The organism is Pseudomonas sp. AA-38, from assembly GCF_029457475.1.
Taxonomy (GTDB): Bacteria; Pseudomonadota; Gammaproteobacteria; order Pseudomonadales; family Pseudomonadaceae; genus Aquipseudomonas.
On record NZ_CP120359.1, the window covers coordinates 5,505,469 to 5,518,530 of the forward strand.

The 13,062-nt window shown below is 64.5% G+C and carries 10 protein-coding genes and 1 pseudogene; 6 read left to right on the forward strand and 5 right to left on the reverse strand.

Features of this window, described 5'->3' with window-relative positions; translation table 11 throughout:
* Window positions 1-28 precede the first annotated feature (28 nt).
* A complete protein-coding gene (locus PVE35_RS25250; RefSeq protein WP_277373365.1) occupies window positions 29-1,336 on the forward strand; it encodes an MFS transporter in 1,308 nt (435 codons plus the stop codon).
* 3 nt (window positions 1,337-1,339) lie between these two features.
* On the opposite strand, the gene PVE35_RS25255 is transcribed toward PVE35_RS25250, so the two are convergent.
* Complete coding sequence (locus tag PVE35_RS25255) at window positions 1,340-1,780, reverse strand: helix-turn-helix domain-containing protein (protein WP_277373366.1); 441 nt, start codon at window positions 1,778-1,780, stop codon at window positions 1,340-1,342.
* 69 nt (window positions 1,781-1,849) lie between these two features.
* Between PVE35_RS25255 and PVE35_RS25260 the strand changes: the two genes are divergently transcribed.
* The 5 genes and pseudogenes from PVE35_RS25260 (at window position 1,850) to PVE35_RS25280 (ending at window position 8,421) form a co-directional block, all read left to right on the forward strand.
* Window positions 1,850-3,088, forward strand: coding sequence for an MFS transporter (locus tag PVE35_RS25260; RefSeq protein WP_277373367.1), 1,239 nt, complete (start codon window positions 1,850-1,852; stop codon window positions 3,086-3,088).
* Between the two features lie 225 nt (window positions 3,089-3,313).
* Window positions 3,314-4,699 carry an EAL domain-containing protein gene (locus PVE35_RS25265; protein WP_277373368.1) on the forward strand — a complete coding sequence of 462 codons (1,386 nt, stop codon included), beginning with the start codon at window positions 3,314-3,316 and terminating at the stop codon, window positions 4,697-4,699.
* 83 nt (window positions 4,700-4,782) lie between these two features.
* Entirely contained in the window at window positions 4,783-6,927 is a 2,145-nt protein-coding gene (locus tag PVE35_RS25270) for a TonB-dependent receptor (RefSeq protein ID WP_277373369.1), read from the forward strand.
* 16 nt (window positions 6,928-6,943) lie between these two features.
* Window positions 6,944-7,387 carry a hypothetical protein gene (locus PVE35_RS25275; RefSeq protein WP_277373370.1) on the forward strand — a complete coding sequence of 148 codons (444 nt, stop codon included), beginning with the start codon at window positions 6,944-6,946 and terminating at the stop codon, window positions 7,385-7,387.
* A gap of 54 nt (window positions 7,388-7,441) precedes the next feature.
* A pseudogene (locus PVE35_RS25280) lies at window positions 7,442-8,421 on the forward strand (IS5 family transposase).
* Between the two features lie 350 nt (window positions 8,422-8,771).
* Here the strand turns inward: PVE35_RS25280 and cobF are convergent.
* The 4 genes from cobF to PVE35_RS25300 are packed head-to-tail and all read right to left on the reverse strand — an operon-like array spanning window position 8,772 to window position 12,889.
* Window positions 8,772-9,533 (reverse strand): precorrin-6A synthase (deacetylating), encoded by a 762-nt coding sequence (cobF, locus tag PVE35_RS25285; protein ID WP_277373371.1) that lies wholly within the window; start codon window positions 9,531-9,533, stop codon window positions 8,772-8,774.
* Window positions 9,533-10,240 carry a VWA domain-containing protein gene (locus tag PVE35_RS25290; protein ID WP_277374938.1) on the reverse strand — a complete coding sequence of 236 codons (708 nt, stop codon included), beginning with the start codon at window positions 10,238-10,240 and terminating at the stop codon, window positions 9,533-9,535. The genes cobF and PVE35_RS25290 overlap by 1 nt, the downstream gene beginning before the upstream one ends.
* Window positions 10,222-11,223 (reverse strand): AAA family ATPase, encoded by a 1,002-nt coding sequence (locus PVE35_RS25295; RefSeq protein WP_277373372.1) that lies wholly within the window; start codon window positions 11,221-11,223, stop codon window positions 10,222-10,224. The genes PVE35_RS25290 and PVE35_RS25295 overlap by 19 nt, the downstream gene beginning before the upstream one ends.
* A 55-nt stretch (window positions 11,224-11,278) precedes the next feature.
* On the reverse strand, window positions 11,279-12,889 hold the full coding sequence (locus PVE35_RS25300) for an ATP-binding cassette domain-containing protein (RefSeq protein ID WP_277373373.1): 1,611 nt from the start codon (window positions 12,887-12,889) through the stop codon (window positions 11,279-11,281).
* Between the last annotated feature and the right edge of the window lie 173 nt (window positions 12,890-13,062).

Below are 13,062 nucleotides of genomic sequence, written 5' to 3' on the forward strand. Positions count from 1 at the left end.
CATCCAACTCAGGGATCAGGAGCCTCGCATGAATGCCATCCACAGCAGTCAGCAGGTGAGCCCGGCCACCTTGCACAAGGTGATCGCCGCCTCCGCCATCGGCAACTTCGTCGAATGGTTCGACTTCGCCGTCTACGGCTTTCTCGCCGTGACCATCGCCTCGCTGTTCTTCCCGCCAGGCAACCCGACCCTGGCACTGCTGCAGACCTTCGCGGTGTTCGCCGTGTCCTTCGCCCTGCGGCCGCTGGGCGGCATCTTCTTCGGCATTCTCGGCGACCGCATCGGGCGCAAGCGCGTGCTGTCGATCACCGTGCTGATGATGGCCGGCTCCACCACGTTGATCGGCCTGCTGCCCACCTACGCCAGCATCGGCCTGATCGCCCCGCTGCTGCTGGCAATGGCGCGCTGCCTGCAGGGCTTCTCCGCCGGTGGCGAGTATGCCGGCGCCTGCGCCTTCGTCATGGAACACGCGCCCACCGAGCGCAAGGCCCGTTATGGCAGCTTCGTACCGGTTTCGACCTTCCTCGCCTTCGCCTCGGCGGCCGGCCTGGTGTTCGGCCTCGATCAATTCATCAGCAGCGAGCAGATGCAGGCCTGGGGCTGGCGCCTGTCCTTTCTGATCGCCGCCCCGCTGGGCCTGGTGGGCCTGTACATGCGCCTGCGCCTGGACGAGTCGCCGGCCTTCAAGGCGATGGCCGCCGAGCCTGCACCGGAGCACTCGCCGCTGGTGGAGACCTTGCGCCAACATGGCGCGACCATCGCCTGCCTGGGCGCATTCATCTCCGCCACGGCGTTGTCGTTCTACATGTTCACTACCTACCTGACCACCTACATGCAGGTGGTTGGCGGTGCCACGCGGCCGACCGCCTTGCTGGCAAGCCTGCTGGCGCTGGTGTTCGCCGGGCTGCTGTGCCCCGTCATCGGGCGCTATTCGGATCACGTCGGCCGTCGCCGTACCATTCTCACCGCCGGGGTGGCGCTGATCGTCGCGGTGTACCCGGCCTTCACCCTGGCCACTTCCGGCGCCCTGCTGCCTTCGGCGCTGGGCGCCATGCTGCTGGCGGTCGGCGCGGTGATCTGCGGCGTGGTCACCGCGGTGCTGCTCTCCGAGCAGTTCCCCACCCGGGTGCGCTACACCGCCTCGGCCTTCACCTACAACCTGGCCTACACGATCTTCGGCGGCACCGCACCGCTGGTGGCCACCTGGCTGATCGAGCAGACCGGCGACCGCATGGCGCCGGCCTATTACCTGATCGTCATCGCGCTGATCGCCCTGGCTGGCGGCCTGGCCCTGCCGGAGTCGTCGAAACGGCCACTGAACTACCGGGCAAGCTGAACATCAGCCAGGGCCTGGCCCGATTTCACGCTTGCGGCTCCCGCGCCTTACCCCCCGTTTGCCGGCCACCTCCACCAAGCGCCGGAAGGTGGGGCATTCCAGGTGCGAGGGCGCCGGGCAATCGGCGACATGCCGCAGCGTGTCGCGCAGCGCGCTCAGTTCGCGGATCTGCCGATCGATGGCATCGGCCCTCGCGTGAATCCGCTCGCGTGGCAGCTCCGGCACGCCGTTGGCGCCGAACATGGCGGCGATCTCATCCAGCGAGAAGCCTGCCGACTTGCCCATGGCGATCAGCTTCAGTTGCAGCAGCACCTCGGCCGGATACTGACGGCGCAAGCCCACGCGTCCAACCGACTTGATCAGCCCGGTGTCTTCGTAATAACGCAGCGCCGAGGGTTTGAATCCGCTACGTGACGCCACCTCTCCGATATCCAGAAATTTCATGCTTGACCTCAAGCTGGCTTGAAGTTGCAAGCTTCTCACGAACGCTGATTTCGGCAAGAGGGCACGGCAATGAATACGATGAAATCATGGTTATCGAGGCAACCGCAGACCGTCATCACGGCAAGCCTGGCCCTGTCGATGCTGCTGGCATCGATCGGCACCAGCATCGCCAACATCGCGCTACCGCAAGTAGCCGAAGCCTTCCCCGCCCCCTTCGCGCAGATCCAGGCCGTGGTGGTGGCCTATCTCGCGACGCTGACGCTAACGGTGGTCAGCGCCGGCCGGCTGGCTGACCGCCACGGCGCGAAGCCCATGCTGGTGCTGGGACTCGCCCTCTTCGCCGGCTCCTCGCTGCTCTGTGCCCTGGCCCCGCACCTGTGGCTGCTGGTGGCCGCACGGGCGCTGCAAGGCGTTGGCGCGGCCTTTCTGATGACGCTGGCCATGACCCTGATGCGGCAGAACGCGAGCGAGGAAAGTGTCGGCCGGGCCATGGGCCTACTCGGCACCGTATCGGCTTTGGGAACGGCACTCGGGCCGGCGCTGGGCGGGCTGTTGATCCCTCTGGGAGGATGGCGCGCCCTGTTCTGGGTGCAGGTGCCGCTGGCGCTGCTGGCCCTGATCCTGGCCGTGTCGCGGCTGCCAAACGACCCACGCAGGCACGAGGCCGCGCCGGCCAGCCTCTGGTCGATGCTGAACCGAGAGCTGCTGCCCAATCTGCTGAGCAACCTGCTGGTGGCCACGGTGATGATGACGACGCTGGTGGTCGGCCCCTTCTACCTTGGCTTCGGGCTCGGCCTGACGCCGACCCAGGTAGGCTTCGTCATGTCGCTCGGGCCATTGATCTCGATTTTCAGTGGCGTGCCCAGCGGCCATCTGGTCGATGCCTGGGGCAGCCGCCGCGTGCTCGCCATCGGTATCGGCCTGTTGAGCACAGGGTCGTTGCTGCTGGCGCTGCTGCCCAACGCCATAGACGTCGCCGGCTACGTTCTGGCGATCGTCGTGCTGACACCGGGCTACCAGCTCTTCCAGGCGGCCAACAATACCGCCACGCTCGCACAGGTTCCGCCAGCACAACGCGGTACGGTCTCCGGCCTGCTCGGCCTGTCACGCAACCTCGGCCTGATCGCCGGCGCATCGGTGATGGGAGCGGTGTTCGCAGCCGCAGTGGGAACGGATACATTCGTACTCGCACCGGCCTCGGCCATGGCGCAGGGGATGCAGCAGACCTTTGCGCTGGCCACCGTGATGATGCTCGGCGCGGCTGGAATCGCGTTCTGCCAGCGCACGGCCATTGCACGCACTCAGTAGGTCTGAACTGGGCCTCTGGTCGTTCGGTTTACATCCTTGCGCCCGATGAAGGCAGCAGCCGCATCTGACTGCCGAACCGGGCGAACCATTGGACATTCTTGCGCCAGCAAGATCGAGCATATCGTCTGGCCGCGTGCAGCAAGCGCGGCCACAGACTATTGTTCTTGTAGCCCCCTAAGTCATCTGTGATGATGACATATAGCCACTACGCCAGCAGACCTCGCCGTGCGCATCCCGCTTCCCACTCCGAGCAACGAGCCGGAACGTCAGGCCCTGATCGATGATTTACGCTGCTTTGAAGGCATCGAAGATCCGGTCTTCGAGCACATCACCTCATTGGGGGCGCATTATTTCAATCTGCCCATCGCCCTGATTTCCATCATCGACGAGAACCGCCAGTGGTTCTGGTCGAGAAAGGGGCTCGAAGTTTGCCAAACGCCACGTGATGACGCCTTTTGCGCCTTCGCCATCCTCGAAGGAGAACTCTTCGAGATCTGCGATGCCACCCTCGATTCCTGCTTCCAGGACAATCCACTGCACGGCTCGCCCCTGTACAAACTCAGCCAGACCCGCTTCGGCTTGATCCTCCCAGGTGCCACCGATATCGAACGACTGGCGGCATCCGTGGCACGCCAGTTCGAGCGCCCCATCGACTGCCGAGGCATCCCCATACAGATATCGCCAGGCCTGGGCGTGCGCCATCTGCGGGCAGACGACCGCAACGAAGACTGGCTGCGTCTGCTGATCAGCAGCGCCGACCATGCCCGCGAGAACGGCAAACGCTGGAGCCTCTACGAGCCACTGCAAGATGCGGCGCAGCAACGCGCCCTGCTGCTGCTCACTTCCCTCAGCATGGCGACGGGCCATGGCCAATTGCACCTGGAGTACCAGCCCAAGGCCGAGCTTGCCGGTGGCCAGGTGACCGGGGTCGAAGCACTGCTGCGCTGGGTACACCCGACGCTGGGGCCAATCAGCCCGGCAGAATTCATTCCCTTGGCGGAAAAGACCGCCCTGATGGGCCCCTTGAGCCTCTGGGTGGCTCGCCACACCATCGAGCAGACCGCCATCTGGTGGCAGCAGGGTCTGACCTGGCGCGTGTCCTTCAACGTCTGCGCCGCTGATCTGGAAGACGTCGAGTTCGTCGATCAGCTCATCGCCCTGCTCCAGACCAGCGACCTGCCCGCCGAAGCCATCGAACTGGAGTTCACCGAAAGCGCCCTGATGACCCGCCCCGAGGATGCTCGACGCAACCTGCTGCGTCTACGCGAACTGGGCATTGGCCTGGCCATCGACGACTTCGGTACCGGCTACAGCAACTGGACCTACCTGCGCGAGCTGCCGGCCACCTGCCTGAAACTCGACCGCTCGCTGACCTTCGACCTGCTGTGCGACGAACGCGCGCAATGGGTGGTGCAATCGATCACCCAACTGGCGAAGAAGCTCGGTTACCGCGTCGTCGCCGAAGGGGTGGAAACGGCGCAGATGCAGGACTTACTGCAACACCTGGGTTGCGACGAAATACAGGGCTTCCACCTGGCCCGCCCCATGCGCCCCGAGGCGCTGGCTGACTGGCTCAGGTTGCGCCAACGGCTGCCCGTCCACGCGACCTGAGGGTGCATGCATGGTGGGGTGCGGGTGACGAATTGCACGGCGCCGTCATCAGACAGGTTCGCCCCAGCCCAACGGATCCCCGCATGCTGCTTCTGTCGCCCACCCCCGCAACCGCCCGCCTCGGCCTGCTGGCCCTGGCTTGCGTGGCCAGCCGCATCAGCCTCGCCGCCGACCCCGTGCAACTCGACCCGCTGCAGATCAGCGGAGTGCAGACGAGCGAAATCGAGGCCGCGCACGAAGCGCTCGAGCAGGTGCCCGGCGCCAGCAACCTGGTGGACATGAGCAAGGTCGAGCAAGGCCGCGTGGCCGGCGTCGCCGACGTGCTGGCCTACCAGCCCGGGGTCTATGCGCAGTCGCCCGGCAACGAAGGCGTGAAGATCAGCGTGCGTGGCTCGGGTATCAACCGTGGCCCCGGCTCGCACGCCTCCGGCACCCATATCCTGCTCGACGGCCTGCCGCTGACCGGCTCCGGCGGCACGCCCTACGAACTGCTGGAGCCGCTGTGGGCAAGTCGCGCCGAGGTGCTGCGTGGCGCCAACGGCTTCGACCGTGGCTCGCTGGCTCTGGGCGGCGCCATCGACTACATCACCCACACCGGCTACACCGCGCCCAAGCTGCAACTGCGCTATGAAACCGGTAGCCATGGCTACCAGAAACGCAACATCGCCTCCGGCCAGGTGCTGGGCGATTTCGACTACTACCTGGCGCTGACCGACAGCTACACCGATGGCTATCAGGATCACTCATCGGGCAAGGGCAAAGGCATCGCCGCCAACTTCGGCTATCGCCTCAATGAGAATCTTGAAACGCGCTTCTACCTGCGCTACCGCGAAACCGAGCACGAAACGCCCGGCCGCCTGACCAAGGCCCAGCTCGAGGACGATCCGCGCCAGGCCGCCGCCGACAACCTGCGCATCGACGCGCACCGCGACCAACCCGGCAGCACCTGGCTGGCGAACAAGACCACCTGGCAGATTGATGACGACTCCACCCTGGTCGCCGGCCTGGCCTACCACCACTACCCCATGGACATCACCGAGACCGCCTATCGCGGCGGCGCCTACCGTATCCGCGTGGACTACAGCGATATCAGCGGCACTCTGAACTACACCCGCCGACACAGCCTGTTCGGGCTCAATAGCACTACCACCATCGGCCTGCGCAGCACCACCAACCTGCCGAGCAGCAAATCCAGGGAAACTGCGGCGCTGCCGATCACCGTCAACGGCACCCCCTATCCCGCCGGCACCCGGATGCGCGACTACGAGCACCTCGGCTCGGACAACGTGCTGCACCTCAGCAACGACACGGAGCTGGCCCCCGACCTGTGGCTGACCAGCGGCCTGGCGCTGATCTACACCCGCCGCGAAGCCGAAGTGACCTGGCCGGCCACCGACGACAGACTCAGCCAACACACCTGGGACTACGCACCGCGTCTGGGTCTGCGCTATCAGCTCAACCCCGAGGTGCAGCTATTCGGCAATATCAGCCGCTCGGTGGAACCGCCGCATGCCTGGTCGATGCTCTGGAGTTCGCCGCTGCGCTTCTCCAGCACCACCACCCAACCCTATGCCGCGCGCCAGCGCGCCGCCATCAGCCTGGACAACCAGACCGCCACCACCTTCGAGGTCGGCGGCCGTGGTGACTCCACGCTGGGCCAATGGGAGCTGACCTACTACTACTCGCAGGTGCGCCACGAACTGCTTACCGTCGAGATCGAGCCCAACGTCTTCGCCGAATCCAACGCCAGCCCCACCGTGCACCAAGGCATCGAAGCCGGCCTGGTCAGCCCGCTGTGGCAAGGCGGCGCGGCCGGTGCCCTGAGCCTGCGCCAGGCCTACACCTTCAGCGACTTCCACTACCGCGACGACGACACCTTCGGCGACAACCGCCTGCCCGGCCTGCCGCGCCACCACTACCAGGCCGAGCTGCGCTACGACCACCCGAGCGGCTTCTACGCCGGCCTCAACAGCCAGTACGCCTCCAAGGTCGCGGTGGATTACGCCAACTCCTACCATGCCGACGCCTACGCCACCTTCGGCGCCACCCTCGGCTACGCCTCGCCGAAAGACGACTGGCAAGCCTGGCTCGACTTGCGCAACCTGACCGACAAACGCTATGCCGCCACCGTGACGCCGGGCTATAACGACAACGGCGCGGACGCAGCGCGCTCCACGCCTGGGGAAGGGTTTGGGGTGTATACAGGGGTTTCTTGGAGTTGGTTGTAAGGCAGGGAGAAAACCGATGAAGAAGTTCCTGTATGCAACGCTGGCATTTTCTTCATTGGCGGCTGGCAACGAACTGCCAGCAGGCATTATCGAGAGTATTCCTGCCGATTATTCGGTATGGGTTTACGAGTCTGGCGAATTGGATGGCGACACGCTGACCGATTACCTCGTCGTTCTGCATAAGCCTGAAGAAACGACGCTGGCCAAAGAGCAGGAAGCACCACCAAGGCCTCTCCTGCTCTTCACCCAAACTGTCGATGGCGCTTACGCGCTGCGTGCTCGCAATGACCAAGTGGTGTTCAAGATAAATGAGGGCGGTCAATGCGACCCGTTTGATGCCGATACCCAGGGGCTAGCCATCAAACATCGGTACTTCACCATCGAAAATGGTGTTGCCTGCGGTCAGCACTGGACGGACTACATCACCTTCCGCTACGACCCGGCCTTAAGGAAAGTCTGAAGAAGACTTCCCGTTTCTGGTGAAATAGGCCAATCCCGTTGCCCGAGTTTCTCAATGAAGCAAATGACCTTCGCTGACGCCGAATACGCCGGTAAACGTAAGCAGACCCGCAAGGAGCTGTTCCTGATCGAGATGGATCAGGTTGTGCCCTGGAAGGGGCTGGTAGCGCTGATCGAGCCACACTATCCCAAAGGTGAAGGCGGTCGGCCAGCCTACCCGTTGATGGCCATGCTGCGGGTACACCTGATGCAAAACTGGTTCGGCTACAGCGATCCAGCCATGGAGGAGGCGCTGTATGAAACGACCATCCTGCGCCAATTCGCAAGCTTGAGCCTAGAGCGTATACCGGACGAAACGACCATCCTCAATTTCCGTCGACTGCTGGAGAAGCATGACCTGGCTGCCGGCATTCTCAGTGTCATCAATGGCTACCTGGGCGACCGAGGCCTGTCCTTGCGCCAGGGCACCATCGTTGATGCCACGCTGATCCATGCGCCCAGTTCGACCAAGAACAGGAAGGCAAACGCGACCCCGAAATGCACCAGACCAAGAAAGGCAACCAGTACTACTTCGGTGCCAAGGCGCATATTGGGGTCGATGTGGAGTCGGGGTTGGTGCACCACGTCCATGTCACAGCCGCCAATGTTGCGGACGTTACCCAGGTGGACAAGCTGCTGCATGGCGAAGAGAACATGGTGGCGGCTGACGCTGGTTATACGGGCGTCGAGAAGCGCGAGGAGCATAAGGGGCGCCAGGTAATCTGGCAGATCGCGGCTCGGCGCATCACGTACGAAAAGCACGGCAAGAAAAGCGCACTGTACAAGGCATACCGCCGCCTCGAGAAAGCTAAGGCGCAGACACGCTCGAAGGTCGAGCACCCGTTCCGGGTGATCAAGCGCCAGTTTGGTTACACCAAGGTGCGGTTTCGTGGCTTGGTGAAGAACACGGTACAGATGGTGACGTTATTTGCTCTGTCGAATCTGTGGATGGCACGCCGATATTTGTTGGGGGGCGCAGGAGAGGTGCGTCTGTAATGTGGGAAATAGCCTCCGCAGGCAGCTTGCGGAGGTCAGAAATGGAGAAATAAGCGGGCAATCTGAGCGTTTTTTGATCAGATGGCCCTCTTTCAAAATCGGTAGCGACCGAAGCAGGTCTGAAATGTCGGTCTATTTCAGACCATCCTTAAAGGACTGGGTATTTCACAAACGAATCTTTGAAAACTGGGTTCTGAATGAGAGCCAGGATCCGGATGCCGAAGCGCTGGTTCTCGATGTACACGAAGTCACGACCGCAAAACGCGAAGCTCCCGTTCGGTTCGAGGCTTATCGTCCTTAGCACGTAGGGTGGACAACGCTCTTCTTGTCCACCGTTTCAGCCCTCGGCCCTACGCCATACCTTCTTTACGCAGCAGATAACTATCCATGATCCAGCCATTGCGCTCCCTTGCCTCGGCGCGGGTGGCGGCGATGCGTTCGGCCACTTCATCAAGCGGGCCGGCAACGAGGATTTCATCGGCAGTGCCGACATAGGCGCCCCAGTAAATATGCAGCCCCTGACCGACGAAGCGGCGGTAGGTGTCCTTGGCGTCGAGCATCACCGCCACGCTGTCCACACCCTGCGGCCAGCCTTCAGCGAGCAGGCGGCCGGTGGTGATTTCCACGGCGCGGCCAATGCTGTTGAGCGGGATGCGGTGGCGCGCGGTCAGCGCCTGCAGGCTGGTGATGCCGGGGATCACGTCATAAGCAAAGTCGCTACGCCGCGCGGCGATGGCCTCGATGATGCGGATACTGCTGTCGTACAGCGACGGGTCGCCCCAGACCATAAAGGCCGCCGTCTCGCCATCGGCCATCTGCTCGTCAATAAGCTGCTCGAACACCGCCTGCTTGTCGCGGTTGAGCTCGTCGACGCTGGCGCGATAGTCGGCGGCTTCGCGTTCGCGCTCCGGTTGCAGGCCTTCGGCGAAGCGCGGCGTGTGGCCGTCGAGAAAGCGCGCGCAGATCTCCCGACGCAGGGCGTTGAGCTTGTGCTTGGCCGCGCCCTTGTCCATCAGGAAGATCACGTCGCTGCGGCGCAGCGCCTTGATTGCCTGGTAGGTGATGTAGTCCGGGTCGCCGGCGCCGATGCCGACCAGCAGCAGGGTTTTCATTAAGTTCTCCAGGTGCGCCCCGGCACGCCGGGCGCCAGGTCGTCGATATGGTGGTAGTCGGCCTGCAGCGCCTGCGCCAACTGGCGGGCGCGGCCCAGGCGGATGGGCGCGCGTTCGGTATCGAGTAGCAGGGTTGGGCACGGCAGTGGCGCCAGCGATGGCAGATCACGCAAACGGCCGTCGGTAAGAATCAGCAGGTGTTGGCGTTCATGCGGCTTCCCGCGCTGGCGACGCAACAGCCAGTCACTCGCCTGATTCAACGCGTCGAGCAGCGGTGTGCCGCCACCGGCGCCCAGTTCCTGCAACCAGCGGTGCAGCTCGGCACTGGCCTTGCGCCCCTGCCACAGCCATTGTGCTTCGCGACCGCCGGCCTGTAACACGGCCAGGCGCGCGCGCTGGCGATAAGCGCTGTCGAACAACTCGGCAAGCACGCCCTTGGCCAGGCTCAGGGCTCCATGACGACGGGTGGAGGCGGATGCATCCACCAACACCAGCCACAGCTCGTCGGCCTGCTGGCTGCGCGGGCGCAGCACCAACTGTTCGCGGCGTTGCGGGCGGCCCCGGCGCAGGGTCGCCGCCCAGTCGATACGCCCGCCCACACCACTGCGGGCAGCGCCACGTAGGCCACCGCCGAGTCGTCCGGGCCGGTTACGGGCATCCACGCCTGTGGCTGTGCGTGGGCGGATGCTCAGGGCTTTTTTGGCCAGCGCGGCGGTACGCGTCGTTCGCCCATGGCCTGCGGCTGCGCCGGCAGCTCGCCCCACTGGCCCTCGCCCTGGCTCTGTTCCTGCGCCTGCTGCGGCGCCTGGCTCTGCTCGGGCGGCATGGCAGCCGGCGGTTGTGGCTGGTGACGGCGATGGCGCAGGACGAAGTCCTCCACCGCATCGATATCCACAGGCTCGATGCCCACCGCGCCACGCCAGGCGGCATGGGCGCGGGCGGCGCGCAGCCAGACCAGATCGGCGCGCAGACCATCGACGCCGGCAGCGAAGCAGCGCTGGCTGATCTCGCCCAGCGCCGCGTCATCCAGCGGGATATCGGCCAGGCGCTGGCGGGCATTGCGGCAGCGCTCGGCGAGAGCTTCCTGCTCGCTCTGCCAGCGTTGCAGGAAGGCTGTGGGATCGGCATCGAAGGCCAGGCGTCGGCGGACGATCTCGGCGCGCTCGGCCGGCTGCGGCTGGCCATCGAGGGCCAGGTTGAGGCCGAAGCGGTCGAGCAGTTGCGGGCGCAGCTCGCCCTCCTCGGCATTCATGGTGCCAATCAGCACGAAGCGCGCGGCATGCCGATGGGAGATGCCGTCACGCTCGACATGGTTGACCCCGCTGGCAGCGGCATCGAGCAGCAGATCGACCAGATGGTCGGACAACAGGTTGACCTCATCGACATAGAGCACGCCGCCGTCGGCACGGGCTAGCAGGCCGGGGGAAAACTGCGCGCGGCCTTCACCCAGCGCCGCGTCCAGATCCAGGGTACCGACGATACGCTCCTCACTGGCACCCAACGGCAGGGTGACGAAGCGCCCGCCCTCCAGCAGACCAGCCAGGCCACGGGCCAGTGTGGACTTGGCCATGCCACGCGGGCCTTCGATCAGCACGCCGCCGACGGCCGGATCGATGGCCGCCAGGCATAGCGCCAGCTTCAGCGAATCAGCGCCGACTACGGCGGCGAGGGGGAAGTGATGTTCGATCATGAAGGCATTCACGGGCGGCAAAGATCGGCATTGTAGACCAGAGCCCTCGGGCGTTTCACAACGCCTCGTGCAACCAGCCACTGGCCGTCCACTGCAACCTATCGGTCAACGCCAGCGTGTCGAGAAAGGCACTATCGTGGGAAATCACCAGCAACGCCCCTCGATACGCTCGAAGAACGTGCTCCAGCGCCAGGCGCGAGTCGAGGTCGATATGGTTGTCCGGCTCGTCCAGCAACAGCAGTTGCGGCGGCGGATCGCTCGCCAGCACACCCGCCAGTGCCACCTTCAGACGCTGACCACCGCTAAGCCTGGAGCTGGGCAGCAACGCCGCCTCGGCATCCACACCCAGGTGCACCAGACGTGTGCGCAACAGACTCTCGGCGCTACCCGGCGCCAACCGCTGCAGATGTTCCAGGGCCGACGCCTGCGCATCCAGCCCATGCAGATGCTGGTCGAGCAAGGCCCAGGGCACCTCGATTCGGCACTGACCCGCCAGCGGCGTCAGGCGACCGGCAAGCACCGCCAGCAGGCTGGACTTGCCACAGCCATTGGGCCCGAGCACGGCAACCCGGCGCGAGCCGAACAGCTCGAAATCCGGCAACGGCGCCATACCAAACGGCAGACGCAGATCACGCCAGTAGAGCACCCGGCGCCCTGACGGCAGGGGCTCGGTCAGTGCATGCAGGATCACTGGCTGTTCTTCTACCACTGCTGCGGCTGCTTCCTGCACCTGCTTATCGAGCTGCTGGCGACGCGCTTCCAGGTGTTTGGCAGTGCGCCCGGCGCTGCTTTCACTGCGGCCCTTCTGCATGTCGAGCAGGATTTTCGCCTGGTTGCTGTCCTTGCCCTGGCGACGCCCACTGGCACTGCGCTGCTGCTGGCGTTCCTGCTGCTGGCGCAATTCACGCTCGCCACGCTTGCGCTCGACACGAGCGCTGTCCAGCATCTGCCGCGCGGCCTCGCGCTCCTGCTCGCGGCTCGCCTGGTAAAAGGCATAGCCACCGCCATAGCTGCGCAAGCCGGCCGCTGACAGCTCGACGATGCGCTGCATGCCGGCCAGCAGCTCACGGTCATGGCTGATCAGCACCAGGCCGCCGCGCCAACTCGCCAGGCGCTGGCCCAGACGCTTACGGCTGGGCAGATCGAGGTGGTTGCCAGGCTCGTCGAGAATCAGTAGATCAGCCTCCGCCAGCAAGGCCCCGAGCAGGGCAACGCGACTGCACTCGCCACCACTCAATTGCATCGCAGGTGTCTGCGGGTCGAGATGACCAAGGCCTTCTTCCTGCAGCGCACGTTGCAGCCGCTCGATCACATCCCACTGGCCATCGAGGCACTCGATGTCATCGGCTCGCGGCTCACCGGCCATGACCCGCTGCAAGGCATCGAACCACGGCGCACATCCCGCCAGGTCGACGACCCTGGCGCCGGGCGCAGCCACGATACGTTGCGGCAGATAGGCGATGCGCCCCTGGCGCAGAATGCGCCCATCACTGGGCTGCAGCTCACCAGCCAGCAAACGGCCGAGGATGCTTTTACCAACGCCATTGCGCCCCACCAGGCCGGTGTGGCGGTTATCGAAAACGTCGCTGAGCCCGTCGAACAGCATGACGCCATCGGCAAAGCGGAAAGAAACGCGCTCGAGCGCGATATGCGGGGAATCGGTCATCCATGCCTCCAGGCAATGCCGTGAATACGCGCGGACTGAGGCCGCGATCGATCACTGGTCGTGCGAACACGACGGCATTACTGACGCATTGGACGAGACTCCGGAAAAGACATGAGCGGCCAGGGTAAAAGCCAGGAAAGGTGAAGACAAGTGCATTGGGCTCACCCGGTTTT

Excerpts from the sequence above, each read along its gene's own strand:
- PVE35_RS25250 (WP_277373365.1), top strand. The coding sequence starts at position 29 with ATGAATGCCATCCACAGCAGTCAGCAGGTGAGCCCGGCCACCTTGCAC.
- PVE35_RS25255 (WP_277373366.1), bottom strand. The coding sequence starts at position 1,780 with ATGAAATTTCTGGATATCGGAGAGGTGGCGTCACGTAGCGGATTCAAA.
- PVE35_RS25260 (WP_277373367.1), top strand. The coding sequence starts at position 1,850 with ATGAATACGATGAAATCATGGTTATCGAGGCAACCGCAGACCGTCATC.
- PVE35_RS25270 (WP_277373369.1), top strand. The coding sequence starts at position 4,783 with ATGCTGCTTCTGTCGCCCACCCCCGCAACCGCCCGCCTCGGCCTGCTG.
- PVE35_RS25275 (WP_277373370.1), top strand. The coding sequence starts at position 6,944 with ATGAAGAAGTTCCTGTATGCAACGCTGGCATTTTCTTCATTGGCGGCT.
- cobF (WP_277373371.1), bottom strand. The coding sequence starts at position 9,533 with ATGAAAACCCTGCTGCTGGTCGGCATCGGCGCCGGCGACCCGGACTAC.
- PVE35_RS25295 (WP_277373372.1), bottom strand. The coding sequence starts at position 11,223 with ATGATCGAACATCACTTCCCCCTCGCCGCCGTAGTCGGCGCTGATTCG.
- PVE35_RS25300 (WP_277373373.1), bottom strand. The coding sequence starts at position 12,889 with ATGACCGATTCCCCGCATATCGCGCTCGAGCGCGTTTCTTTCCGCTTT.